The following is a 20,182-nucleotide window of genomic DNA, read 5'->3' on the forward strand; positions in this document are numbered from 1 at the left end:
CGGCGGCCCTGGCGGTGGGCGGGACCGAGGCGCAGGCCTCGCGTGGCTCCGCACCGCCGCCCGAGGTGCGGGTCTCCCGGGGAGCGGCGCTCCCGGCGGTGGCGCGGATGGTGTCGGCTCCGGTCCGCATCGCTGACGCCGGGACCGTGCGCCTGCTGCGGCCCGGCGACCGCGTGGACGTGGTGGCGGCGGAGCGCACGGGGGCGCCCCGGGTGGTGGCCGCGGGGGCCCGGGTCGCCGAAGTGCCGGATCCCGAGAAGGGCGTCGGGGACGGTGGGGCGCTGGTGGTCCTGTCCGTGCCCCGGGAGACCGCGCGGGCTCTCGTGGGGGCGGGCACCGTATCCCGGCTGGCGGTGACGTTGTGCTGATTCACACAGATGCGCAGGCAAGTGACCTCAGGACCGAGGGCGATTGGACACGCGTGGCCCGGACTGCCGTAGCTTTCGGACCCGTTGGCTCCATGTTCGGCAGATATGAAGAAAGGCTCAGTAGTGAGCAAGCAGAAGAAGGAGAGCGTCCTGGCGGGCTTCAAGGCCTTCCTGATGCGCGGCAACGTGGTCGACCTCGCGGTCGCCGTGGTGATCGGTGCCGCGTTCACGAACATCGTGAACTCGGTCGTGAAGGGCCTGATCAGCCCGGTGATCGGCCTCGCCGGCACGCAGAGTCTGGATGCCTACAAGAGCTGCATCAAAGATCCCTGTGGGATCGGCGCGGACGGCAAGCCGACGGGCGTGGAGCTCCTGTGGGGTTCGGTGCTCAACGCCGCTCTGACCTTCCTGATCACCGCCGCGGTCGTCTACTTCCTGATGGTCCTGCCGATGGCCAAGTACCTGGCCAAGGTGGAGCAGCGCCGCAGGGCGAAGGAAGGCGTCCAGGAGACCATGGAGATCACCGAGCTGGTGGTCCTCAAGGAGATCCGCGACGAGCTGATCGCCCAGCGCGGCGCGGGCGGTGGCACCGGCGTGAATCCCGGCCCTTCCGGGTCCGGGTTCTAGCCGGTCCACCGGCTCAGACGTGGTGCGGCGGCTTCTCGTCGAGGAAGCGGGCCAGGTCGGCCGCGCTTCCGCCGGCGGGCGGCCGTTCGCCCCAGCCGCGGTCGGTGTCGTCCGAGGACTGCTGGTCCAGCGGGTCGTCGAAGACCAGCCGCGGCTTGGGCTTGGACTGGGGAGCCGGCTTCGCGGGCTCCGGGTCCTGGGCCTGCGGGTCGGTGGCGGGGGCGTCGCTCATGCCTCCAGGGTACGGCCGCCCCCGCCACCGGCCCCGCTCAGCTGGGAGCCTCGGCGCCCTTGCGGGCGTAGAACCACCAGCACACCGCCAGACAAGTGGCATAGAAGCCGATGAAGAGCCACAGCGCGTTGGTGACGGCCATGGCGGCGAACATCGCGGGGATGAAGAAGAAGCCGTAGGCGGCGATGGCCGAGGAGAAGCCGGTGACGGCCCCCGACTCCATCTCCGACTGCTTCAGCGCCGCGGCCCGCGCCTCGGATCCCTTGCCCTCGGCCTGCTTCATGTGCAGGTCGCGGAAGATCACCGGGATCTGCCGGAAGGTCGAGCCGTTGCCCAGGCCGGAGAAGGCGAAGGCCAGCAGGAAGCCGGTGTAGAAGGGCCAGAAGTCGCCCTCCTGGCCGCCGGCCGGCAGCGCGAAGATCACCACGACCAGGGCCACCGCCATGCCGACGAAGGACAGAATGGTGACCTTGGCCCCGCCGATCTTGTCCGAGAGCCAGCCGCCGCCCCAGCGCGTGAGGGCCCCGATGAACGGGCCGATCCAGGCGTAGGTCGTGGCCTGGTAGTCCTGCACCTCGAAGTTGTTCTTGATCAGCAGCGGCAGGCCCGCGGCGAAGCCGATGAAGGACCCGAAGGTGCCGACGTAGAGCCAGGTCATCAGCCAGTTGTGCTTGCGCTTGAAGATGATCTTCTGCTGGCTGAAGGGGGCCGCGGCCACCTTGAGGTCGTTCATCAGGAACCAGGCGGCCAGCGCCATGATGACCAGCAGCGGCACCCAGAGGAAAGCGCCGTTCTGCAGCCAGATGTCGGTGTTCTTCTTCCCGTCGTGCTGGGGACCGCCCGCCGGGGCGCCCAGGACGGCGGCGGTGACCACCAGCGGAGCGACCAGCTGGACCACGCTCACGCCGAGGTTGCCGAGACCTCCGTTGAGGCCGTTGGCGCTGCCCTTCTCCCGCTTGGGGAAGAAGAAGCCGATGTTCGCCATCGAGGAGGCGAAGTTCGCGCCGCCGATGCCGCAGACGGCCGCGATCAGGGCCAGCTCCCAGTAGGGAGTGCCGCTGTCCTGGAGCGCGAAGCCCAGCCACAGCATCGGCACGACCAGGATGATCGTGCTGAACGCGGTGAACTTCCGCTCGCCGAACATCGGCCCGATGAAGGTGTAGAGGATCCGGAAGGTGCCACCGGTCACACCGGGGATGGCGGTCAGCCAGAACAGCTGCGACTTCGAGAAGGCGAAGCCGACGTCGTTCAGCTTGACCACGGTCACCGACCAGACCTGCCAGACCACGAAGCCGAGCATCAGGGCCGGGATCGAGACCCAGAGGTTGCGCTGGGCGACCCGGTGGCCGGTGGCCCGCCAGAAGCTCTCCTCCTCGGGCCGCCAGTCGGCGATGGTGGCCCCGGGCTTGTAGCTCTCCGCGCGGTGGCTGCGGGTCACCGACGGAGTCGGCGTGGGTATCGACATGGTCATCGGTCCTTCGGGTCGAGGAGCCACAGTCCGATCACGGCGCAGAAGGAGAGGATCAGGAATCCCGCTCCCCACCAGGCCGTGCCGGTGTTTCCCTTCATCCACTCGTTGACGGTCACGGTGAGCGCCCAGAGCTGGCCGATCACGACCGTGAGGGCCAGGGCCAGCCGCGCGTTGAGCTTCGAGGAGCGCTCGGGCTCCTGCTCGGTGCCGGCTCCGGGGCCGGGGCCGGTGTGCCGGATCCGGGGGTCCCCGTACCCGCTCGTGGACCGGATCTGGGGATACCGATCGCGCACCGGCCGGTTGAGCCGGGGCTCGGCGCTGCCCGGGTGGAACTCGGGGCGGGGAGGCAGCGGCGCCTCACTCATGTGGGCCTCCGTTCAGGGGCTGCGGGGCGGCCCGCACCGGGGCAGCCCACACTGGCGGCCTCGTCGGGGTGGTCGTCGCCGAACTGCCGGCAGAGCGCGTCCTTGGCCTGCTCTCCCGACCGGGCCGAAGCGACGGCCCAGACGCTGCCGTCGGCCTGCTCGGTCAGGAAGATCCTGGGCAGCGGGCGCGGCGGCGGACCCGCCGTCACCTCGCCGGTACGGGCGTCGAACACACCCTCGTGGCAAGGGCAGTACAGCTCCCCCTCGGCGCCCCGGTCCTCGCGCCACAGCACGCCGCAGGCCAGGTGGGTGCAGACGGCGGAGTAGCCCACGAGGGAGCCGTCCGCGAGCCGCACGGCCAGGGCCCGGTCGTCCTCGCCGGGGAAGCGGAAGGCCACGGACTGGCCGGGTCCGAGCCGGTCGGTGACCTTCTTGGGCTCGGGCAGGGATTCGCTGTCTCCGTGCCGGTGCAGGATGCCGGCGGCGACGCCGACACCACCGATGGCCAGGCCACCGGACACGGTGGCGACGATCCGCAGGTAGTCGCGCCGGGTGGTGAGGGAGTCGGCGCTGATCCGGTCGCGCAGCTGCTCGACGGCGACATCGGCACCCGCACCGCCGTCCACACCCGGCCCCGGCTGCGGAGGAGGCTGTTCGGTGACGCTCAACTGACATCCACTCCGTTGATCTCGACGACGGGCAGGCCGCCGGGGACGGGCCACTGGACCTTGTCGGCGGGGACGACCATGGCGACGCCGGTCTGGACGACCACGTCGCCGAAGACGAAGGAGTCGGCGACCTGTACGCCGGGGCGCTCCGCCTGGAGCTCTTCGAGGGTTCCGTAGAAGAGGGCGCCCGTCGGGCAGACGGTCGCGCACATGGGGGCGAGGCCGTAGGCGGTGCGGTCGTAGCAGAGGTTGCACTTCATCTGCAGCTTCGCCTGGAGGTCGATCTTCGGGATTCCGAAGGGGCAGGCGTTGACGCAGTTGGAGCAGCCGATGCAGCGGGTGGTGTCGGCCTGCTGGACCACCCCGTCGGCGGTCACCAGGATCGCGTCGGCGGGACAGACCTCGGCGCAGGGGGCGACCGGGTCCTCGCAGTGCATGCAGACGCTCGGAAGGGAGGCGACGGACGTGCCGGGTTCGGTGTAGTCCAGGTGGATCATCGATTTGCCGCGGTGCGAATCGCACTCGCGGCAGGCCGATACGCAGGCCTGGCAGCCGATGCAGCGACCCGGGTCGATGAAGATCGTGCGGCCCATCATGGCGGGTCAGCTCCTCTCCGCCGTGCCACGGCCCTGCGGGGACGTGGGGGGCAGGGGGTCGGTGCGGGACACCTGGGCTTCCGGATAGGCCTCGCGGCCGGGGGCCGTGGGCGGCGCCGGGACCTCGTCGACCCGCTCGGCGGCCTCGATGCGGGCCGCGCAGACCTTGTACTCGGGGATCTTCGAGCGGGGGTCCAGGGCGTCGATGGTCAGGGCGTTCGCGGCCGTCGGGACGGGCCAGTGGTACGGGATGAAGACGGTGTCGGGGCGGATGGCCTCGGTGACCAGGGCCGGGAAGACCTCGCTGCCGCGGCGGGTGACCACCCGTACCGGGTCGCCGTTGCGGAAGCCGTGCGAGGGGTGGACCTCCACCCAGGGCCGGGGGGTCTGCTCGACGAGGGCGCCCAGGCGGCGGGTCTGGTTGCCGGAGAGGAAGTGCGCGACGGTGCGGCCGGTGGTGAGGGAGAGGGGGTACTCCTCGGTGTAGGCGTCCATGGGCGGATGCCATTCCACGACCTGCATGTGGATCTTGCCGTCGGGGTGGTAGGTCCGGCCGTCCTCGAACAGCCGGGGCGTGCCCGGGTGCTCGGTGGTCGGGCAGGGCCAGGCGATCCCGCCGGTCTCGTCGAGGCGGTCGTAGGTGATGCCGTAGTAGTCGTTGACCGTCCCGGCGGAGGCGACGCGCAGTTCCTCGAACACCTCGCGGGAGCCGGGGAAGTCGAAGTGCTGTCCGGCGCCGAGGCGGCGGGCCAGTTCGCACATGACCCAGGTGTCGGTGCGCACTCCGGCGGGGGGCTCCTGAGCCTTGTTGTGCTTGACCACGCGGGCCTCGGCGTTGGCCATCACGCCCTCGTCCTCGGCCCAGGTGGTGACGGGGAAGACCACGTGCGCGTTGGCGGCGGTCTCGGAGAGGAAGAAGTCGAACTGGGCGTGGAACTCGGCGGTGTCGTAGCCGTCCTTGACCACCTTGTAGTTGGGCAGGGAGACGAAGGGGTTGTTACAGATGCCGATGAGGCCGCGGATCTCCCTGCGCTGCATCTGCCAGACCATCTCCATCATGGAGGTGCCGGCGCCGGGGAGTTCGGATTCCTCGATGCCCCAGATCCGGCAGATCTGCTTGCGGTGCTCCGGGTTGCTGATGGAGCGGCCGCCGGGAAGGAGGTCGGACTTCTGGCCGTGTTCGCGGCCGCCCTGGCCGTTGCCCTGGCCGGTGATGGTGCCGTAACCGGCGCCGGGCTTGCCGATGTGGCCGGTGGCCACGCACAGGTTGATGACGGACAGGCAGTTCTCGACGCCCTGGGAGTGGTGCTCGATGCCCCGGGCGTGCCAGGCCATGGCCTTGTCCGCGCCGGCGAAGACGCGCGCCACCTGGACGATCTGGGATGCCGGCACCCCGCAGATCTCCGCCGAGCGGGACGGCGGGTACTCGGCGACGGTCTTCTTGACGTCTTCCCAGCCGGTGGTGTGCGCGGCGATGTAGGCCTCGTCGGTGAGGCCCTCGGCGATGACCACGTTCAGCACGGCGTTGAAGAAGGCCGAGTCGGTGCCGGGCTTGATCGCGACGTGGATGTCGGCGGTGCGGGCGATGGCCGTCTCGCGCGGGTCGATCACGATCAGCGAGGCGCCGCGGTCCCGGGCGCCCCACAGGTACTGGGTCATCACGGGGAAGCACTCCCCCACGTTCGACCCGGCGATGAGCAGGCAGTCCGTGAGGAGGATGTCGGAGAAGGGGTTGCCGGCCCGGTCGATGCCGAAGGCGAGCTTGTTGGCCCCGGCGGCGCTGACCATGCACAACCGGCCGTTGTAGTCGACGTGCTTGGTCTTGAGGGCGACCCGGGCGAACTTGCCGACCAGGTAGGTCTTCTCGGAGAACAGGCTGGCACCGCCGAGCAGTCCGAAGGCGTCGTTCCCGTAGGCGTCTTGGATGCGCCGGATCTCGGAGACGGTGAAGTCCAGCGCCTCGTCCCAGGAGCACTCCTTGAACTCCTCGTCGCGCGTGCGCCGCATCAGCGGTGCGGTCAGCCGGTCGGGGTGGTTGACCTGCTGGTACGCGTTGATCCCCTTGGGGCACAGCCGCATCCGGTTGATGTCGTGGTTGCGGGGCTCCACGCCGAAGACCTTGCCGCCCTTGTCGACGCGCAGGTACATCCCGCACTGCACGCCGCAGAAGCAGCAGTGGGTGGGGATGAGCGTCTCGCCGTTCTGGTCGGCGTGCCACTGGTCGGCGGGGATGCCTCCGGCATCGCGGAAGTTGCGGGTGCCGGGCGGGGCGATGGACGGGTCGATGGAGACGGGCACGGGTGCGGGCCGGGCCGCGGCCCTGCCCGGGTCGGTCGCGGTCACTTGAGCCTCCGGAGAATTGCGCCGTCTTCGTGAATCGGGCTTGCGCCACGACAGAAGCGAGTAGCCTGATTTGCGGGCGGTGCGTAGCGAGAACCAAGCACGCGCATCACCCTTTGCATTGCCGTTCTCCGGGCTGGTCTCAACCCGGCTGGCGCTGATCGTGGAAGACCTGGCGGGCCGCTGGTCCGCCCAGGCGACGTGAGCCAGGAATCCCCTCCTCCGGGAGCGGGAGGTTTCAATTGAAGCCCTTCTTGACATGGGCCAGGTAGACGCTGCCGCGCAGCAACCTTTTGCAGCGCGGGCAGTATTCAACGAAGGCGTCGAAGTCGAGCTTCAGGTCCTTCATCGTGCCGCGCAGGTTCTCCACGTAGGGCACGGTGTCGATGGGCTCCTCGCAGCGCTTGCAGAGGAAGACCTGCTCGTCCTGGCGGGCCGTGTACTTGAAGAGCTGCATGCCGACGGCGGCCGGGCGCTGGACGATGTGGAAGAACTTCCCGAAGGGGATGTAGATGAGCGTGAACACCACCGACACCATGTGCAGGATGGCCAGGAACTCGTATCCGCCGCCGTGCAGGAAGATCGACGAGAAGGTCAGCAGCAGACCGGTCACGGAGATCACGATCAGGCAGATCAGCGGCAGCAGGTCGTAGGCGAAGCGCTGGCCGGTCATGGCGCCGCGGTCCTTCATCCGCCGCCACAGGAAGTACGAGGCTCCGGGGATGACGAGGACGGCGGCGATGTCCAGCCCGTGGAACATCAGCCAGCCCAGGATGTTGAGGGAGTCGAAGCCGAGGACCTTGATGCCCCAGATCCGCATCTCGTACCCGGGCCCGGTCGCGCTGTCCCCGGTGAAGGTGAACCAGCCCCAGGTCAGCGGGAAGGTGATCGCCGCGGCGAGGAGGCAGCCCCAGAACATGAGCTGGTGGGCGATCCAGCGGGGGCGGGAGCGGGCGCCGAGGAAGGTCTGGAAGCCGAGGTAGGTCGCGATCATCTTCGGCAGGGCGGTGGGTGCCTTGCGGAAGTTGGCTGCCGAGAAGAAGCTGCCGAAGCCCTTCTTGAAGAGCCGGCGTGCTCCGGGTGCCGAGACCCACACCGTGTACCGGTAGGCCACGCCGAAGGCCAGGAAGACGGTGGCGACGGCGTACGGCAGCAGGGCGGAGTCGAAGTCGCGCAGCAGGCGGCTGCCGAGCACGATGGCGATGACGAGCAGGAGCGAGACGACGATGCCGGCCAGGGTGGCCCGTGCGGTGACGGACCGCCCGGCCGGCGGTGGGGTCTCGGGCGCCGGTGGGGGCGGCGCGGCTTCGATGACATCTGAGGGCTCGGACACAGCACCACGCTAGGTGGTCCGTATAGATTTGGCCCGTTTCGCCCATATTCTTGGTGCGCCGTCCGGGTGATGGTCTCGACGGCCCCGGCCGTCGCACGGCGGCTCAGACCGCGTTCAGTCCCCGCGCGGCGAAGACCGCCTTCGCCTCCGCGACCTGTGCGGCGGTCGGCGACGGCGTGTCGTGGAGGGTGAACTTCATGTCCAGCGCCTCCCACTTGCTCTCTCCCAGCTTGTGGAAGGGCAGTACGTCGACCCGCGAGACGTTGCCGAGGGCGCCCGCGAAGGCGGCGACGCCCTCGACGTTCTCCCGGGCGTCGGTCAGCCCCGGCACCAGCACGAAGCGCAGGTGCACCTCCTTGCCGAGGTCGGCGAGGCGGTGGGCGAAGTCCAGGGTCGGCTCCAGCGGGCGACCGGTCACGTGTCCGTACGTTTCCCGGTCCCAGGACTTGATGTCCAGCAGGACCAGGTCCACATCGCGCAGGAGCGCGTCGGTGGCTCGGGACCCGAGGAAGCCCGAGGTGTCCAGGGCGGTGTGCAGCCCGAGGTCGTTCTTCATCCGGTGCAGCAGCTCGCCCGCGAAGACGGGCTGGAGCAGCGGCTCGCCTGCGCCCGCTGCCCCTTTTACGTCCCTAAGGAGTCCACGAAGGGGCAGCTCCTCGCGGTCAAGGACGGCATCAACAAGATGCTCGAACAAGTCGACCTTACCGACGACGAACGCGAAGCCCTCGAAGGCGACCGCGACGCCGTCACCGCCCTCACCCAGCGTCTCGCAGACATCCCCACCCCGGCCGGACCCACACCCAGGGAGCTCGGAACCACCGACGCCTTCATCCCCCTCACCCAGCTCTTGGGCACCATCACGGCTGAGAAGGGGACGCCCACGAAGTGACCCGCCTCTGACGACGGGCTCAGATATCGCGGATGTACCAGTCGAATCGAGTTCCGTCCGCATCCGGAAGTTGCGTGGCGTAGGTGAAGCCCCACCGGTGGGCGACCGCTGCCGACGCAGGGTTCTCCGGATCCACTTGGATCACTGCTTGAGTTGCTCCTTGGGCTGTCGCGTACTGGCACACGAGGTTGACCGCGTGTGTGGCCAAACCCCGGCCGCGCCAGGCCGGGTAGAGCCCGTAGGCGATGTTGACCTGCCCGGAGGCGAGACCCAGCATCTCGAATCGAAGGTCGATCGTGCCGGCCAGAGCGGCCTGGGTACCGACGCGTACTCCGAAGGCACGCAACGGCCCGCCGGTAACCCACTGCTCCATGCACTGCCGGAAGTACGCCTCAGTGCCTGCCCGGGTTCCCGGCCCCCCGTTCAGCCAGCGCACCAGCAGTTCGTCCTCGCCCGCCAGGTGTGTTAGCGGACAGTTGGATCTCCCCACTGGCGGCCAACACGGGGGAGTTATCTGGCCACCAGGTGTCACGATGCGTGACGCTTCTTGCCACCCGTCCCCCTACGACGGCGAAGCTTCACCGTTTGCCGCTGAGGTTTCCTCCACAGCGCGGTCGTCGCGGTGACGGCCCAGTGCGCGGCCGAAGCGTTCAGTCAAGGCCGGCATCAGGCTCTGACCGTCGGCGGGGCGGTCCAGGCCGAAGACGTAGCCGGGGAAGTCCAGGCCCTTCTGAACCGCCCAGATCGCCTCGTGCTGGTCGGGCGGCAGGATTCGGGCTGGGTCGCCGACTGCGACCCAGCCGATCGGCACCATCGCGTCAGCCGACAGGACGGTGCGCAGGTGCACGACTGCGTTGATGCGAACCTCGGCGCGCATGCCGATGCGGGCGCCGTTGAAGACCCGCGAGCCGGTGGCCAGGAACACCTCGTCCTCCACCGTGCAGCCGGTCAGGTAGGACTGGGGTCCTACCAGGACCTGGCGCCCCAGGCGCAGCGGGTCGCGCCGAGTGCCGCGCAGGACCGCGTTCTCCATCACGATGCTGTTGGCGCCCAGCTCAACCGGCCCGCCCTCGGCGGTCAGCACCGCGCCGAAGAGCACCCGGCAGCCGGGCCCGACCCGCACGTCCCCGCACAGGGTCGCGGTGGGGGCGACGTAGGCCGACGGGTGGACGGTAGGCGATACGCCCTCATGTTCGATCAACATGTCGGTGATGATGCCGTGCCCCGATCGCGTCCGGGGAGGACATTCCGAAGCGCGAGACAAAGCAACCGGCTTCTCCTGCCTGCTACAGACCGTTACCGCCTCGCTGGCCGTCCGTGGGGAACGCTCGCTGGCCGCTGTCACAGGTGCGCGCCAGTGTCGTCCACGTGCAGAGGGGACAGAGTGACGACGCCGTCAGCAGATTCGCATCACGCATGTGGCGACTCTTGACTCCTCGGCACCCACGCGCAATCGAATATCCATGAGCTGCGGCTCGAGCGTCAGCAGCAGGCGTGGTGCACTGAACCCGGCCACTCGTCGCCGGAGGTGGCCGAACCTACGAGAGGTCCTTGCGCATCAACGTGCACATCGTTTCGTAGCGGCGCAACGACCCATCTGGGGCTTGCTCGTCCCACGAGTCCAGCTGACGGTCGAATGCGACGTAGCCCAGTCGTTCGTAGAGTGCTCGAGCCCGCGGGTTATTTTCCTCCACACCGAGCTCGGCCTGCCACAGACCGCGGTTTCTGATACGCCGCTCTGCGGCTTCCACAAGGAACGTGCCGATCCCGCATGACTGCAACGCGGGATGGACTGCAAGCTGCCACAGAGTGCCGACACCCTCCTTGACTCGGTAGTCGACACCACCCTTCGCCACGGGAATGTCCGTCGCAGGGCAAACCGCAAGGTAGTCGACCTCTCCAAGCCGGGCACGCTCCAACTGCTCCGCGACGCTGACCAAGTGCTGTTCAGACCCTGACCACCCGCAGGACGCCAGGTCCGCAGGTACCAGATCGCGTGCCGACAGCTTCAACACAACGTTCATCATCTTCACCGCCTCCGGCCAGCCAGCATCCATGCCGACCCCACGGGACGCAACGCCGTTTCCCAACCGTGCTCTGGCTGGCCACGCCCCCTGGGCCAATGACATACGCCCCTCGGCTGCTGAAGGACGCGCATCATGCATCCCCGACAGCCCAACCAGAAAGGTCACAACTGTCTCGATTCTCAATAACTTGCCCTTTTGAGCCGCCGGCCGACCACCCCCCGCCGGCCCGGCCGGTGCTGAGCCGGTACGAGCCCGCCCGGGGCACACGGGTGTCGAGGGCCGCGCGCCTCGCCTGTTGAACCCCCTGGGGCTGCTGTCCTGGACGGCATGGCTCTGGTTTACGTACCCATGACCGCCCGCAGCCGGGACGAGGACCACCGGGCCGCGACCCCCCTGGAGCTGTTCTTCGACCTGTGCTTCGTCGTCGCGATCGCGCAGGCGGGCGCCCGCCTCGTCCACGCCCTGGCCGAGGGCCATCCCGGCACCGGCGTGATCGGCTACGCCTTCGTCTTCTTCGGCGTGTGGTGGGCGTGGATGAACTTCACGTGGTTCGCCTCCGCCTACGACTGCGACGACGTGCCGTACCGGATCGCCACGCTCGTCCAGATCGCCGGTGTGCTCGTCTACGCGGCGGGCGTGAGCCGGGCGTTCGACCAGAACGACTGGACGGTGGCCGTCATCGGCTACCTGATCATGCGCGTCGCACTCACCGCCCAGTGGCTCCGGGCCGCCTCGGGCGAGACCGGCACGGCCCGCACGGCGGCCCTGAAGTACGCGGCCGGGCTGGTCGTCTGCCAGGCCGGCTGGGTGGCGCTGCTGTTCGCACCGGACGGCATCAGGCGCTGGCTGTTCCTGATCGTGGCCGCCGCCGAGCTGCTGGTACCGGTGGTGGCCGAGCACGGTCACCAGACTCCGTGGCACGCCCACCACATCGTTGAGCGGTACGGACTGTTCACGATCATCGTGCTGGGCGAGACGATCGCGGCGAGCACGGTGGCCGTGAGGTCGGCGCTCGACGAGCACGAGGCGCTCGGCGAACTGCTGCCCATCGCCGCCGGCGGGCTGCTGATCGTCTTCGCCGCCTGGTGGATCTACTTCGCGGTGCCGATGCACGAGCACCTGACCTCCAACCGGGAGGCGATCCCGTGGGGCTACGGGCACGTGCTGATCTTCGGCTCGGGCGCGGCGATCGGTGCGGGCATCGAGGTCGCCGTCGAGCACGCGGTCGGCAAGGCCCACGTCTCCCAGGTCGCCGCGAACGCCGCCGTGACCGTCCCGACCGCGCTCTTCCTGCTCACGGTCTGGCTGCTGCACTCCCGCCACTTCAAGCGGGGCGTCGCCCAGCAGCTGACCCTGCCGCTCTCCGCCCTCGCGGTGCTCGCCTGCACCTGGGCGGGCCCGTACGCCGTCCTGTACGCGGGCCTGGTCGCGACGGCGACCGTCGTGGTCGGCATGGCCCTGGCCGTACGCGGCCGCCCCGCCGCACCGGTCGGCCCGCCGGAGGGCGTCTCCCCGTACTAGCGCTGCGGCCGGGAGGGGCCGGGACCGGGGGGACGGCGCCGCGCCGGACCGTCACTCCCGCGCCACCGCCACCGTTCTCCAGCTCAGGACGACGCGTCACCACTGGAGGCAGGCCATGACACTCCCCACCCCACGGCACGGTACGGGCGGCGACCCCGGCCGGGAACTGGCCGATCCGGCCTTCTGGAAGGCGCCGCCCGCCCACCGCCTGGCCGCCTTCGCCCGGCTGCGCGCCCTCGACTCCCCCGTGTTCGTCCCCGAGGGGACCGGGCACTGGGCCCTCGTACGGCACGCGGACGTGCAGGAGGCGAGCCGGCTCCCCAAGGTGTTCGCGAGCGCGCCCGGGGTGACGACACCCGAGCCGGCCCGGTGGGTGCGGGCCCTCTTCGGGGACTCGATGGTCAATCTGGACGGCGCGGACCACGCGCAGCTGCGCAAGATCGTGCAGCGGGCCTTCACGCCCCGGCTGCTGGCGGCGGCGGAGGAGGACGTCCACGCGGTGGCGGCCCGCATCGTGGACGACGTACTGGCCGGGCAGCCCCAGGAGTTCGTCTCGGCGGTCGCCTCGCGGCTGCCGCTGGAGGTCATCTGCAACATGATGGGCATCCCGGAGCGCTACCGCGCCGAGATCGCCCACCGCGTCAACCACGCCTCCGAGAACATCGGCGTGGAGCGGGGCCTCGCGTCGCGGCTGCGGATGCCCGGCCGCGGGCTGCGGGCGCTGGCCCGCATGCAGCGGATGGTGGCGGGGATCGGCCGGGACCGGCGCAAGAACCCGACGGACGACCTGATTTCGGCGCTGGTCACCGCCAACGTGGACGGACAGGCCCTCGGCGCCCGCCAGCTCGGGGCGTTCTTCTCGCTGCTGATGGTGGCCGGGGTGGAGACCACGCGCAACGCCATCACGCACGGGCTGAGCCTGCTGACCGATCACCCCGACCAACGCGAGCTGCTCCTAAGGGACTTCGAGGAGCACGCGGACGGCGCGGTCGACGAGATGATCCGCCACTCGACGCCGATCATCCAGTTCCGCCGGACGGTCGTCGCCGAACACGCGCTGGGCGGACGGCTGTTCCTCCCCGGCGAGAAGGTGGTGCTGTACTACGCCTCCGCCAACCGCGACGAGGCCGTCTTCCCCGACCCGGACGCCTTCGACATCACCCGCTCCCCCAACCCCCACCTCGGGTTCGGCGGCGGCGGCCCGCACTTCTGCTTGGGCGCGCACCTCGCCCGGGTGGAGATGAAGGCCCTCTTCCGCGAGCTGCTGACCCGCCCGGTCGCGCTCCGCGCGGTCGGCCTGCCCGATCTCGCCGGCTCCAGCTTCGACAACCGGGTCCGCTCGCTGCGCTTCGCCTTCGAACGGCCCTGAGGGCGGGGACGGGCGGGCGGACCGGCCACCGGGCAGGCTGGGAGCCCGGCGGCCGGAGTGGGGGGGAAGCGGGGGGCGGAGCGGGGGCCGAAGCGGGTCCGACCACCGGAGCTCCGACGGCGACCAGCGCGGGCGGAGGCCAGCGCGGGCGGAGGCCAGCACGGGCGGAGGCCAGCCCAGGCAGAGGCAGCCCAGGCAGCGACCAGCGCCGGCGTCGGCTAGCGCTGCAGGCGGCGCACGGCGAGGACGGCGTGGGCGCTGCCCGTGAGCACCGACTCGTCGCCCGCGAACGCCTGCAGCGTCTCCGCCGAGACCGGCTGGCCGGGGGCCGCCTCGGGCCAGGCCCGCGTCGCGAAGAGGAAGTACGCCTGGCCGCTGTCGTCCGCCGCCTTGACCCATTCCGGCGGGGCGATGCACTTCGCGTTCATGCCCGGCAGGGTCAGCGCGATCTGGTTGCCCTCCAGGAGGATCTGTACCGGGAAGCCGGCGGGGTTGCGGACGCCGTCCATCACCACGTCGCCGATGGGCAGGCCGATCTCCTCCAGGAGCCCGCGGGCGGCCGCCTCGCTCGCCTCGGGCCCGTCGGGTCCGTCGCCGAGGATGTAGGCGAGGAGGTAGGGGATGTCGTGGGCCTCTTCGGGGTCGCCGATCCACGCGAGCACCGAAAGGGTGCCGAGCTTGGAGCGGTCGAGATCGGCCTGGGTAGAAGTCATGGGCCGCACCTTAGTGGTCGGCGGCCCGCCCCTTTGACGCCGTTTCACCCGGCCGGGCTAGACGGTCCAGAATCCACCTCCGGAATTCGCCCGCATGTTCGCGTCTTGATACTGGAGCCGCACAATGCGAGCGTTTTCCGGGATTTCGAACACCACCCATCCTTCGGCCCGCTCACCCACCGCGAGGGAATCGAAGACGAGCGGTTTGCCGGTCGTGAGCTCACCGGTGGGCACCACCGCGTGGTGCTGCCCCGCGCCGTCGAGCGCCCACATGCGCCCGAGAGCCCCGTACGAGGCCCCGCCGACGTTGACGAAGGACATCGAGGCGGCCACCCAGCGCTTGCCGGCCGCCGGGGCGAAGTTCTTCTCCACGCTGACCGCCGGGTCGACGTAGGCGTTGAGCACCACTTGAAGGTGGCGGCCGACCTCCTTGCCCTTGACCCGTACGGAGTCACCCACACGGGCATCCTCCGAGGACCCGCGCGCCGCCCGGCCGTCCTTCCCCACGGGATCGTCCCCGGCGCCCGGCGCGCCGTCGTCCACCGGTACGGCGGGCGCCGCGGCGGGGGCGAGCGCGTCGCCCTCGGGGGCGCCGGAGCAAGCCGTGGCACCGAGCAGCAGGAGCGGGAGGAGGGCGGCGGCGGCGAGTGCGGAGGCCGAGGAGGAGCGGGTGGCGGACTGGCGCATGCGGGATCCCTTCGGGGATCTTCGGGAACTTCGGGGAACTTCGGGGCTGTATTCCGGCCAGTCTCACGCGCCCGAGCGGGCAATTGCACACACCGACACGAGCAGGCGGAACGCATTGCCCCTCATATGCCAGCACAATGCGTTCCGGCGGAATTCCGCAATCCCCCGCAATCCCGTCCCACAGGAGGAACGATGGCCGCGTCCGGCCCCCGCATGGCCCTGGCCGTACTCGCCGCACTGGGCGCCACGGCGGTATGCACCGCCCCGGCGAATGCCGCGCCCTACGGAAATGACATTTACGTATCGTCAGAAGCCCACATCGCAGAAGACGGCACGATCCACCTTTTCGGGGTCTACCACTGCACCGCCCCGTCACTCGCGGGAGAGGTTCAGATCAAGGCGACCGTCGTCCAGGAAGGCGTCCGCCTCAGCATCGGCGGCGGCGACGCCCGGTGCGACGGCACCGAGCACGAGTGGGCGGCGCACGCCACGCTCCGGCTCACCCCCGGCGTCCACGCGGGCGAGGCGCTCGCCGAGGCGCAACTGCAGGAGGTGCACTTCGGCGGCGGGCTGCTGCCGCGGTCGATCGAGACCCTCGCGGAGGACGCCCACCCGGTCACGGTGATCGACCACCGGTAGGCCGTCGGAGTGCGCGCGACGCCCCGTCCGGTAGCCGCCGCTATCCGGACCCGGGCGTCAGCGCGCTCGGGCACGACACGGGCCAACGGCCGCACCCGGTCAGGCAGCACCCGCCGGTCAGCGACACCGGTGGTCAGCGACACTCGGGCGCGACGCCCGTCATCGACATGAAGGCCACCGTCTGGCACCCCGGGTCCGTGTGCGGGCGCCCGGTCGTCCAGTCGACCACCTTCGGCACCCCGGCGGCGAGCAGCAGCAGCGTCAGGACGCCCGTGACCGCACGCCTGCCCAGGCGGCTCACTGCGAAATCCACGAAATCCGTTCCATGGTCCGCATCATCACCCCGCCCACCGCACCCCACAACTCGAAACGTGACCCTCCGATCACGGTGCGCTGCGCGCCGCCCTGCCCGCCGCGTCGAACTCGCACCACACCGCCTTGCCTTCGCCACGGGATTCCACCCCCCAGTGCGTGGCCAGCGCATCCACCAGCAGCAGTCCGCGCCCGGTGGTCGCCGACTCCCCCGGCGTGCGCCGCCGCGGCCACACGCTGGAACGGTCCTTGACCCAGAGCCTGATGCGCCGGACCGGCTCCGGCAGCACCTCCATCGTCAGCACCGCCCCGCCGTCGGTGTGCAGCAGGGCGTTGACCAGCAGCTCTCCCGCCGCCAGTTCCACGTCGTCGGCGAGCTCCGGCATGCCCCAGTCCCGCAGTGCCTGCCGCAGGGCGTAGCGGGCCTCGGAGAGTCCCTCCGGGTCCGCCTGGTGGACGTACTGGTGGATGCGCGGCGCCCGGTGGGTGCCCGGGTCCGGGGCCCGGCGCAGCACCAGCAGGGCCACGTCGTCGCCGGAGCCCCAGCGCTCCCACAGCCGGTCCGAGAGGTGGTCGGCGAGCGCACCGGCCTCCTGGGGGCCGCTGCGGACCGCGTGCGCGAGGGCGTCCATGCCCTGGGTGATGGCGGTCCCGGGCTCCTCCACGAGGCCGTCGGTACACAGCACGAGGGTCTCGCCGGGGACCAGGTCGAGCCGGGTCTCGGGGAACTCCTCCTGCGCGAAGACCGTGGCCAGCCCGAGCGGCAGGCCGCCGCGCACGTTGGGCCAGCCCGTTCGCCCGTCGGTGTGCCGGATGAGCGGTCCGAGGTGGCCGGCACGGACCGCCCGTACCCCTCCGGTCTCCAGGTCCACCTGCGCGTACATGCAGGTCGCGAACCGCTCGGTGTCCAGCTCGGCGAGGAAGCGCGAGGCGCGCACCAGCACGGTGGAGGGCGGATGGCCCTCGCCCGCGTAGGCGCGCAGGGCGATGCGCAGCTGGCCCATGATCGCGGCGGCGTGCGTGTCGTGGCCCTGTACGTCACCCACCACGATCCCGACGCGGTCGCGGGGCAGCGAGATCACGTCGTACCAGTCCCCGCCGACCTCGCGCCCGCTCCAGGCGGAGTGGTAGCGCACGGCGATCTCCCCGCCGGTGATCTCGGGGATCCGGCGCGGCAGCATGGCGGCCTGGAGCATCGTGGCGAACTCGCGCTCCTGGTCGAACAGGAGCGCCCGCTGGAGCGACTGCGCGACGATGCCGGCCAGGCCGAGGCACAGGTTGCGCTCCTCGGGGCTGAACTCGGTGCGCCGCCGGTAGAAGAGCACCAGTCCGCCGATGGCCTTGGCCTGGGCGATGAGCGGCAGGTAGGCGGCGGCGTCGTACTGGATGCGGCTCAGGTAGTCGGACAGCAGCGGGAATTCCGCCGCCAGCTCGGCGAGCGAGGTGACGAAGCGTGCCTTCCTGCTGAGCACCGTCTGCGACAGCGGCAGCGAGCCGTCCAGCCGGGTGAACTTCCGCTCGCTGAGGATCTCCAGGGATTCCCCGCTCAAGGCGATGATCTTCATGGTGCCGCCCTCGACCAGACCCAGCGCCAGGCCGTCCGCCCCCAGCCGTTCCAGCGCGCCCGCGCCCGTCAGGGTGGCCGTCACGTCGTCGACCGTCACCGCCCGCGACAGGGCCTCCGTGGTCCGCTGGACGATGGTGGCCTGCTGGGCGCGCGCCGACTCCAGCTTGCGCAGCACCGTGAGGTGGGCGAGCTCGGCCGTGGCGTCCCGGACGATGCCGAGGATCCGCACGGGCCGGCCGTCGTCGTCGCGCACCACCCGGCCCTGGGTGTGGGTCCACTGGTCGCGGCCGTCGCGCCGGTGCACCGTGAAGTACTGGCCGTACGTCTCCTCCCCGCTCTCCAGCACCGCCAGCACGGTGTCCGCGAGCCGCGCGCCGTCGTCGGCCGGGATCCTCAGCCCCAGGCCCTCGGGGGTGTCGTCGAACTCCCCCGGCTCCAGGTCGAAGACCGTCATCCCGGCCTCGTCCAGCACCAGCGTCCCGGCGGTGAGGTCCCACTCGAAGCTGCCCATGCCGTTGAGCGCGAGCCGCTCACCGGGGCCGGTGAGCGGCCCGGCGCTGCCGGGGCTCTGCGCATCCGGTCTCTTGTCGCGTCGCTCCGCACCCGCTGCCACGAGACTCACACCACCTAACGGCCGGGCCAGCACGGCTGGGAAACGAGCCGCTCCCACTCTTCGTCAGGATGCCCCGGAAGGGTGCGTCCGGCCTCCCGCCAGCGCGTGACGAGGGAGTGGTAGATCATCATCGAGGGGTCGTACGGGGCTTGCGGGTACTGGCCGCCCCCGTACGCGGCCTGCTGCCCGTAGGAAGGCTGCCCGTAGGAAGGCCGCGCATACGAAGACTGCCCGTACGGTGCCTGCGGTGGCGCGTACGGGGCCTGCGGAGGCTGGTGCGGGGGCGCCGCCCTCGTCGTGGCGGGCTGTTCCCCGCGGCTGGCCGGAATCCTCACCCAGCCGCGGCCCTGTGCTCGCTCAGCGCTCATCGCGGACCCCTCTCACGCTCTGTGCCCGGACGCCTGGGCCCGGTCGGCCCGGGTCGCACCGCTGGACCCCGCCAGCGGGTCCCGGGTGCCCAGGCGCTTGCGGACTCCTGCCACCAGTTTCCCCGCCGTGAAGCCGGCGCCGTGCACGAATCGCATGGAAGGGCCGAATGAGGGAGCCGTCAGCAGCCCCGCGAAGAACAGCCCCGGCCACGAGGACTCGAAACCGGGGCTCAGCTCCGGCGACCCGCCCTGCCCGACGGTCACCAGCGCGGCCCGCAGCCCCGCGTCGAGCAGCTCCAGCCGGGCCAGGTCCGGGGCGAACCCGGTCGCCGCGATCACATGGGCGGTGTTCAGGACGACGGACTCCCCGTCGGCGGTTGTCAGCCCGAGCCGGGTGCGTTCGCCGGCCGGGACCGCCCGCCGCAGCCGGTGCCCGAGCAGGACGGGGACCCTCCGCTCGAAGCGCTCCCGCAGCCACCAGGCTCCGGCCGGGCCCAGCGCGGTGGCCGCGATCCGCTCCCGGGTGGGCGCGGGCAGCCTGCGCACCGCCCAGGGCAGCTCCGACCAGGCCCAGCTGCGCCAGCCGGTGCCCAGACCGCTGTGCGGATCGCGCAGGGAGCGCAGCGGGGGGCGCCGCAGGGGCTGCGGCACGGTGTTCCAGTTCAGCCGGGAGCGGCGGGCCACCAGGCAGGGCCGGGCCCCCTGCTCCGCGAGCAGGGCGGCGGTCTCCAGGGCCGCCTGCCCGGCGCCGAGCACGGCGACCTCGCGGCCGGCGAAGCGGGTCAGGTCGCGGTGGCCGGTGCTGTGCGAGTAGTGGGCCGGGGGCAGCTCCCGCAGCGCCGCGGGGTACCGGACGAAGGGCATGACGCCCACGGCCAGCGCCACCGTCCGCGCGAGCAGGGGCGGCCCCTCGGCGGTGCGGACGCGGAATCCGTCGCCATGCGGGGTGACTTCGGTGACGGTCGCCTCCTCCACCGGGGGTGTGGCACGGCGGGCGAACCAGAGCCCGTACGCGCTGAACGTCCCGATGGGCAGCGGAGTTCCGTGTTCGGCGGGAATCCCGCGGGTTTCGCAGTACTCGGCCAGTGTGTAACGCCCGCCGGGCGCCGAGAGGTTGGAGGACCACGGTTCCGACTTCAGGTACATGCCCTCGGGCATGTGGTCCCGCCAGGAGGCCATGGGCCGGCCCAGGACCCGCACCCCGAGCCCCGCGCCGGCGGCGTGGGCGGCGATCGACAGCCCGTACGGGCCCGCTCCGATCACCACGAGATCGTCCATCCGCGTCACCTCTGTCACTCCAGTCTCATGCTCCGTGCACCGACACACCGAGGTCACGGAGGACACCGAGGTCACCGACGTCGCCACCCCGCCGCGGCCCTTGCCTTGTCCGGGTCACCGGGTCACCGGGTCACCGGGTCACCGGGTCACCGGATCATCCCGTCACCCGCTCCTCCGGCTCCGCGTCACCGCGTCACCC

At 70.9% G+C, this 20,182-nt stretch carries 22 protein-coding genes and 1 pseudogene; 6 read left to right on the forward strand and 17 right to left on the reverse strand.

Annotation, left to right across the window (positions count from 1 at the left end; translation table 11 throughout):
* Both J7E97_RS31720 and mscL read left to right on the forward strand, forming a co-directional pair.
* On the forward strand, positions 1 to 368 hold a 368-nt coding region (locus J7E97_RS31720), incomplete at its 5' end, for a hypothetical protein (protein WP_251055454.1).
* Positions 369 to 473: 105 nt separating this feature from the next.
* Positions 474 to 995: a large conductance mechanosensitive channel protein MscL gene (gene mscL, locus J7E97_RS31725; protein WP_215034458.1), complete on the forward strand. Its 522-nt coding sequence runs from the start codon at positions 474 to 476 to the stop codon at positions 993 to 995.
* Between the two features lie 13 nt (positions 996 to 1,008).
* Here mscL and J7E97_RS31730 read toward each other — a convergent pair whose 3' ends face one another.
* The 8 genes and pseudogenes from J7E97_RS31730 to J7E97_RS31765 form a co-directional block, all read right to left on the reverse strand.
* Positions 1,009 to 1,227, reverse strand: coding sequence for a hypothetical protein (locus J7E97_RS31730; RefSeq protein WP_215034460.1), 219 nt, complete (start codon positions 1,225 to 1,227; stop codon positions 1,009 to 1,011).
* Positions 1,228 to 1,264: 37 nt separating this feature from the next.
* Positions 1,265 to 2,692 (reverse strand): NarK family nitrate/nitrite MFS transporter, encoded by a 1,428-nt coding sequence (locus tag J7E97_RS31735; RefSeq protein WP_215034462.1) that lies wholly within the window; start codon positions 2,690 to 2,692, stop codon positions 1,265 to 1,267.
* Positions 2,693 to 2,694: 2 nt separating this feature from the next.
* Positions 2,695 to 3,063 carry a DUF6755 family protein gene (locus J7E97_RS31740; protein ID WP_215034464.1) on the reverse strand — a complete coding sequence of 123 codons (369 nt, stop codon included), beginning with the start codon at positions 3,061 to 3,063 and terminating at the stop codon, positions 2,695 to 2,697.
* Entirely contained in the window at positions 3,060 to 3,731 is a 672-nt protein-coding gene (locus J7E97_RS31745) for a ubiquinol-cytochrome c reductase iron-sulfur subunit (RefSeq protein WP_215034466.1), read from the reverse strand. The genes J7E97_RS31740 and J7E97_RS31745 overlap by 4 nt, the downstream gene beginning before the upstream one ends.
* Positions 3,728 to 4,327, reverse strand: coding sequence for a 4Fe-4S dicluster domain-containing protein (locus J7E97_RS31750; RefSeq protein WP_215034468.1), 600 nt, complete (start codon positions 4,325 to 4,327; stop codon positions 3,728 to 3,730). The genes J7E97_RS31745 and J7E97_RS31750 overlap by 4 nt, the downstream gene beginning before the upstream one ends.
* Positions 4,328 to 4,333: 6 nt before the next feature.
* Positions 4,334 to 6,670, reverse strand: a complete 2,337-nt coding sequence (locus J7E97_RS31755) for a molybdopterin oxidoreductase family protein (RefSeq protein WP_308346885.1) — start codon at positions 6,668 to 6,670, stop codon at positions 4,334 to 4,336.
* A gap of 235 nt (positions 6,671 to 6,905) precedes the next feature.
* Complete coding sequence (locus J7E97_RS31760; RefSeq protein WP_215034470.1) at positions 6,906 to 8,000, reverse strand: MFS transporter; 1,095 nt, start codon at positions 7,998 to 8,000, stop codon at positions 6,906 to 6,908.
* A 103-nt stretch (positions 8,001 to 8,103) separates the two neighbouring features.
* A pseudogene (locus tag J7E97_RS31765) lies at positions 8,104 to 8,604 on the reverse strand (radical SAM protein); the annotation flags it as partial.
* On the opposite strand from J7E97_RS31765, the gene J7E97_RS31770 reads away from it, so the two are divergent.
* Positions 8,560 to 8,889, forward strand: a complete 330-nt coding sequence (locus tag J7E97_RS31770; protein ID WP_215034495.1) for a hypothetical protein — start codon at positions 8,560 to 8,562, stop codon at positions 8,887 to 8,889. The pseudogene J7E97_RS31765 and the gene J7E97_RS31770 sit on opposite strands and share 45 nt — an antisense overlap.
* 19 nt (positions 8,890 to 8,908) lie before the next feature.
* Here J7E97_RS31770 and J7E97_RS31775 read toward each other — a convergent pair whose 3' ends face one another.
* The 3 genes from J7E97_RS31775 to J7E97_RS31785 form a co-directional block, all read right to left on the reverse strand.
* The gene (locus J7E97_RS31775; protein ID WP_308346887.1) at positions 8,909 to 9,379 is read right to left on the reverse strand and encodes a GNAT family N-acetyltransferase; all 471 of its coding nucleotides are present in this window, start codon (positions 9,377 to 9,379) and stop codon (positions 8,909 to 8,911) included.
* A 72-nt stretch (positions 9,380 to 9,451) separates the two neighbouring features.
* Complete coding sequence (locus J7E97_RS31780) at positions 9,452 to 10,093, reverse strand: gamma carbonic anhydrase family protein (protein ID WP_215034471.1); 642 nt, start codon at positions 10,091 to 10,093, stop codon at positions 9,452 to 9,454.
* Positions 10,094 to 10,427: 334 nt separating this feature from the next.
* The gene (locus J7E97_RS31785) at positions 10,428 to 10,946 is read right to left on the reverse strand and encodes an N-acetyltransferase (protein ID WP_251055455.1); all 519 of its coding nucleotides are present in this window, start codon (positions 10,944 to 10,946) and stop codon (positions 10,428 to 10,430) included.
* Between the two features lie 297 nt (positions 10,947 to 11,243).
* Here J7E97_RS31785 and J7E97_RS31790 point away from each other — a divergent pair, with 297 nt between their 5' ends.
* Together J7E97_RS31790 and J7E97_RS31795 are read left to right on the forward strand one after the other, a co-directional pair.
* The gene (locus J7E97_RS31790) at positions 11,244 to 12,437 is read left to right on the forward strand and encodes a low temperature requirement protein A (RefSeq protein WP_215034473.1); all 1,194 of its coding nucleotides are present in this window, start codon (positions 11,244 to 11,246) and stop codon (positions 12,435 to 12,437) included.
* A gap of 115 nt (positions 12,438 to 12,552) precedes the next feature.
* The gene (locus J7E97_RS31795) at positions 12,553 to 13,806 is read left to right on the forward strand and encodes a cytochrome P450 (protein WP_215034475.1); all 1,254 of its coding nucleotides are present in this window, start codon (positions 12,553 to 12,555) and stop codon (positions 13,804 to 13,806) included.
* A 218-nt stretch (positions 13,807 to 14,024) separates the two neighbouring features.
* Here J7E97_RS31795 and J7E97_RS31800 read toward each other — a convergent pair whose 3' ends face one another.
* Positions 14,025 to 14,519, reverse strand: a complete 495-nt coding sequence (locus tag J7E97_RS31800; protein ID WP_215034477.1) for a DUF5949 family protein — start codon at positions 14,517 to 14,519, stop codon at positions 14,025 to 14,027.
* 57 nt (positions 14,520 to 14,576) lie between these two features.
* Positions 14,577 to 15,206: a DUF4352 domain-containing protein gene (locus J7E97_RS31805; protein WP_215034479.1), complete on the reverse strand. Its 630-nt coding sequence runs from the start codon at positions 15,204 to 15,206 to the stop codon at positions 14,577 to 14,579.
* 192 nt (positions 15,207 to 15,398) lie between these two features.
* Between J7E97_RS31805 and J7E97_RS31810 the strand changes: the two genes are divergently transcribed.
* Positions 15,399 to 15,845, forward strand: coding sequence for a DUF6299 family protein (locus J7E97_RS31810; RefSeq protein WP_215034481.1), 447 nt, complete (start codon positions 15,399 to 15,401; stop codon positions 15,843 to 15,845).
* Positions 15,846 to 15,978: 133 nt separating this feature from the next.
* Here the strand turns inward: J7E97_RS31810 and J7E97_RS31815 are convergent, their stop codons facing one another.
* The 4 genes from J7E97_RS31815 to J7E97_RS31830 form a co-directional block, all read right to left on the reverse strand.
* Positions 15,979 to 16,158 (reverse strand): hypothetical protein, encoded by a 180-nt coding sequence (locus J7E97_RS31815; RefSeq protein ID WP_215034497.1) that lies wholly within the window; start codon positions 16,156 to 16,158, stop codon positions 15,979 to 15,981.
* A 70-nt stretch (positions 16,159 to 16,228) separates the two neighbouring features.
* Positions 16,229 to 18,346 (reverse strand): SpoIIE family protein phosphatase, encoded by a 2,118-nt coding sequence (locus J7E97_RS31820; protein ID WP_374224293.1) that lies wholly within the window; start codon positions 18,344 to 18,346, stop codon positions 16,229 to 16,231.
* A gap of 5 nt (positions 18,347 to 18,351) precedes the next feature.
* Positions 18,352 to 18,705: a hypothetical protein gene (locus J7E97_RS31825; RefSeq protein WP_215034483.1), complete on the reverse strand. Its 354-nt coding sequence runs from the start codon at positions 18,703 to 18,705 to the stop codon at positions 18,352 to 18,354.
* A 12-nt stretch (positions 18,706 to 18,717) separates the two neighbouring features.
* Positions 18,718 to 19,983 (reverse strand): NAD(P)-binding domain-containing protein, encoded by a 1,266-nt coding sequence (locus J7E97_RS31830; protein ID WP_215034485.1) that lies wholly within the window; start codon positions 19,981 to 19,983, stop codon positions 18,718 to 18,720.
* Positions 19,984 to 20,182 lie beyond the last annotated feature (199 nt).

The organism is Streptomyces sp. ISL-66 (assembly GCF_018614135.1).
Lineage (GTDB): Bacteria > Actinomycetota > Actinomycetes > Streptomycetales > Streptomycetaceae > Streptomyces.

What these genes read in the sequence shown, in the direction of transcription:
- mscL (WP_215034458.1), top strand. Translation starts at nt 474, where the DNA reads ATGAAGAAAGGCTCAGTAGTGAGCAAGCAGAAGAAGGAGAGCGTCCTG.
- J7E97_RS31730 (WP_215034460.1), bottom strand. Translation starts at nt 1,227, where the DNA reads ATGAGCGACGCCCCCGCCACCGACCCGCAGGCCCAGGACCCGGAGCCC.
- J7E97_RS31735 (WP_215034462.1), bottom strand. Translation starts at nt 2,692, where the DNA reads ATGTCGATACCCACGCCGACTCCGTCGGTGACCCGCAGCCACCGCGCG.
- J7E97_RS31740 (WP_215034464.1), bottom strand. Translation starts at nt 3,063, where the DNA reads ATGAGTGAGGCGCCGCTGCCTCCCCGCCCCGAGTTCCACCCGGGCAGC.
- J7E97_RS31750 (WP_215034468.1), bottom strand. Translation starts at nt 4,327, where the DNA reads ATGATGGGCCGCACGATCTTCATCGACCCGGGTCGCTGCATCGGCTGC.
- J7E97_RS31780 (WP_215034471.1), bottom strand. Translation starts at nt 10,093, where the DNA reads ATGTTGATCGAACATGAGGGCGTATCGCCTACCGTCCACCCGTCGGCC.
- J7E97_RS31785 (WP_251055455.1), bottom strand. Translation starts at nt 10,946, where the DNA reads ATGGATGCTGGCTGGCCGGAGGCGGTGAAGATGATGAACGTTGTGTTG.
- J7E97_RS31790 (WP_215034473.1), top strand. Translation starts at nt 11,244, where the DNA reads ATGGCTCTGGTTTACGTACCCATGACCGCCCGCAGCCGGGACGAGGAC.
- J7E97_RS31795 (WP_215034475.1), top strand. Translation starts at nt 12,553, where the DNA reads ATGACACTCCCCACCCCACGGCACGGTACGGGCGGCGACCCCGGCCGG.
- J7E97_RS31800 (WP_215034477.1), bottom strand. Translation starts at nt 14,519, where the DNA reads ATGACTTCTACCCAGGCCGATCTCGACCGCTCCAAGCTCGGCACCCTT.
- J7E97_RS31805 (WP_215034479.1), bottom strand. Translation starts at nt 15,206, where the DNA reads ATGCGCCAGTCCGCCACCCGCTCCTCCTCGGCCTCCGCACTCGCCGCC.
- J7E97_RS31810 (WP_215034481.1), top strand. Translation starts at nt 15,399, where the DNA reads ATGGCCGCGTCCGGCCCCCGCATGGCCCTGGCCGTACTCGCCGCACTG.
- J7E97_RS31825 (WP_215034483.1), bottom strand. Translation starts at nt 18,705, where the DNA reads ATGAGCGCTGAGCGAGCACAGGGCCGCGGCTGGGTGAGGATTCCGGCC.
- J7E97_RS31830 (WP_215034485.1), bottom strand. Translation starts at nt 19,983, where the DNA reads ATGGACGATCTCGTGGTGATCGGAGCGGGCCCGTACGGGCTGTCGATC.